1 protein-coding gene and 1 pseudogene are annotated in these 3,273 nt (G+C 37.3%); both read left to right on the forward strand.

Translation table 11 applies throughout. From position 1 onward, the window contains the following. Window positions 1-172: autotransporter outer membrane beta-barrel domain-containing protein (locus tag ACFILT_RS03285; RefSeq protein ID WP_375627977.1), on the forward strand; the 172-nt coding region annotated here is incomplete at its 5' end. A 721-nt stretch (window positions 173-893) separates the two neighbouring features. Continuing rightward, a pseudogene (locus ACFILT_RS03290) lies at window positions 894-3,273 on the forward strand (autotransporter outer membrane beta-barrel domain-containing protein); the annotation flags it as partial.

Below are 3,273 nucleotides of genomic sequence, written 5' to 3' on the forward strand. Positions count from 1 at the left end.
CAGAGATTTTGACCTTGATCCTATGGGACCTGCAATTGAAGGCGGCGTTGGCATCAATGCGCAACTGTCTCACAATTTCTCCCTTCATGGTGATGTAAGTTATCAACAAAAGCTTCAGAAAACTGGTATATCTGGAGCAAATTTCTCAGGCGGCATACGCTATCAGTTTTAACACAAAGCTGTAAAAGCAAGCCTATTCATTCTATTCAATTTAATAAAAAGGCAGCACGATATGCTGCCCTTTTTTATTCTTGACACCCTTTCATAAAAAGATCGCTCGAATAGCTTTTGTTCTTTATCCTCCCAAGATNCTTTTTGTACATTAAAGTCATCCTTTTTCCTTTTAAAGCACCCTTCCCTCTTTATACTTAGTTCTTTACGAAAATCTCCAAGACAAGACACAACAAACGCAACAGAGCACTTCCATCCCCAGTAGATGAAGAGTACTTCCTACTTTGAAAAAAAGAGAAGTCTATTAGAAATAAATTAATACCACTGTGTTGAAATATGACAACCCACTTTAAGCCCAAGTAAGTTAGCTTTTTTATAAGCTTCTTCTACATCCTTTTTTGTTCCCTCATAACCCCAGTTTGCGTCATATAATAATCCCTACCATCACGTAAAAGATGTCATGGTACCACTATATCAGTATCTCAGAATATTTCTCTGAATAATAATATTCAAAATTATAATTCTTTAAATAAAATCCATTATAAATACATTTTGTATTAGACATAATTAATATCAATTATTTTTTAATTTTGACAAAAAACCAAAAATGTCTTACCAAATAAAAACAATTACTGAAATTAATAACAACTATCCATTTTCACTTCTTCTTATGAAGTTCGCGGGGAAATGAATATTTGGGGGCTATCATAAGGAGAATACTAGTGTATAAAACATCCCTTTTATCATGCACAGCTGCAGCCGCTATCATCCTATTCAACATCCAGTTCACTGCACATGCTGAAACTCTTGGCGTTGCCAACGAAGAAAAAGATATATCCGGAAAAACGTACGAGACTATTTATGTAAAAGACAAAGGAAAAATCACCGGCAGTACTGTAACTGTAACTGGAAATGAAAACACAAATACAGACACAAGTAGCGATAAATATGTTGTAACAGTTGAAGGTGCTAACAGTGCGCTTGAATTAAATGGCTTAAATATTCAAGGCACTGATTCTGATGTTCGTTTTGGTATTTCTGTAAAAGACGGCGCTAACATCAACCTGACTGGGGGGAACATTACAGCTTCTCAAACTGGTGTTTATATTGATGATAGTAAGGATAATAGAAATATACTGCAAAATGTAGTAATATCAGATAATAAAAATGAAGCATCATCACTCCTTGGAATAAAAATAAACAAGAAAAGTTTTATCACTTTAGAAAATGTAACAGTTAAACAAACACAAACTGCCATAGATGCATATGATTCCACAGTAAAAGTTTTAGGAGGATCATTTGATGCAGAAAAAACCGCAATATTTGCTCAAAACGGCAGCAACATCACTTTAACTGGCGATGCAAACATTACATCTAATGATGTTGGACTCTATGCGGCAGGTTCAAAGGCCATCATCGAAATGACAGGAGGGAGCATCACAGCGAAAGAGCAAGCAGTAAAGACAACATACGGTGGCCATATTATTGCTACAGATGTCACCCTAAAAACAAAAGATGTTTATGGAATTGGTGTAGCTTGTGAAGACCTTAGCATAATTGAATTACTTGGAAAGACAACGATTAATAATGCTTTCATCGGGATTCAAGTAATAGATGAGGCCACAATCAAGATGATTGGAGGAACCATTACAGCTTCTGCAGCTGGTGCTACATTCTTAAACAGTCACAGTTATAAATATGAAAACAAACTAGAAAATGTGACCATATCGAGTATTAAAGAGGATGTGCCACTGTTCTTTGGAATAAAAGCAGATGCAAGTTATATCTCTTTAAATAATGTAACAGTGACGCAAGCACAAACTGCCATAGAGGCATATGATTCCATAATAAACGTTTTAGGAGGATCATTTGATGCAGAAAGAACAGCAATATTTGCTCAAAACGGCAGCACCATCGCTTTAACTGGCGATGCAAACATTACATCTAATAATGCTGCTGGACTCCATGCGGCAGATTCAAAGTCCATCATCGAAATGACAGGGGGGAGCATCACAGCGAAAGAGCAAGCAGTAAAGACAACATCCGGTGGCCATATTACTGTTACAGATGTCACCCTAAAAACAAAAGATGGTTATGGAACTGGTGCAGTTTCTAGTGGCCTTGGTAGCATGATTGAATTACTTGGAAAGACAACGATTAATGATGCTTTCTTCGGGCTTCAAGCACAAAACGGTGGCGCAATCAAGATGACTGGGGGAACCATTACAACTTCTTCAACTAGTGCTATATTCTCAAACAGTAACAGTAGTGAAAACAAACTAGAAAATGTGACAATATCGGGTGTTAAAAAGGATGGGACACTGTACTATGGAATAAACGCAAATAAAAGTACCGTCACTTTAAAAGATGTAACAGTGGCTCAAGCAGCCACCGGTGTATTTGAAAAAGGTGTATTAGCAGAGAATGATTCGACAATAACAATCTCGGGAGGATCATTTCATGCACAAAATACAACAATATCTGCTAAAAGCGGCAGTGCCATCACTTTAACCAACAATGCAAACATTACATCTGATAACGTTGGACTCTATGCGGAAGGTTCAAACTCCACCATCAGCATGACGGAAGGAACCGTCACGGGGAAAGGTAATGCATTGGTTGCTGAAAATGGTGGACATATTACTGTTGCAGATGTGACCCTAAAAACAAATTATAGCGATAAGTCATCTGGTGTATTTTCTAATGGCGCAAACAGTATAATTTTTCTTGAAAAAACAACGATTAGTAGTAGTGGAACTGGGCTTGCAGCAATCGATGGTGGTGCAGTCAACATGACGGGAGGATCCGTAGCAGCGAACGAAACAGCGTTATTTGCAATCAACGGTGGGCATATTGATTTGACAAATGTTTCTGCAACAGCAGAAGTTTCTGGTTTGCAATTCGTAACTCACCCTACTACCAAACAAGATGAGCTAAATGATCCACAAAAACATCATAGCAATGAAATCAATCTGACCAATGCAGAGCTTCATGCTGAAAATGGCACAGGTATTTTCATTAGAGCTTTCACTAAAAATAACATTGAAAATAGTGCCGATCTGTCAATTGGTACAGTTAATCTCACAAATTCAGAAATCCATG

This window comes from Bartonella sp. AP7XZML, from assembly GCF_042195745.1.
Classification (GTDB): domain Bacteria; phylum Pseudomonadota; class Alphaproteobacteria; order Rhizobiales; family Rhizobiaceae; genus Bartonella.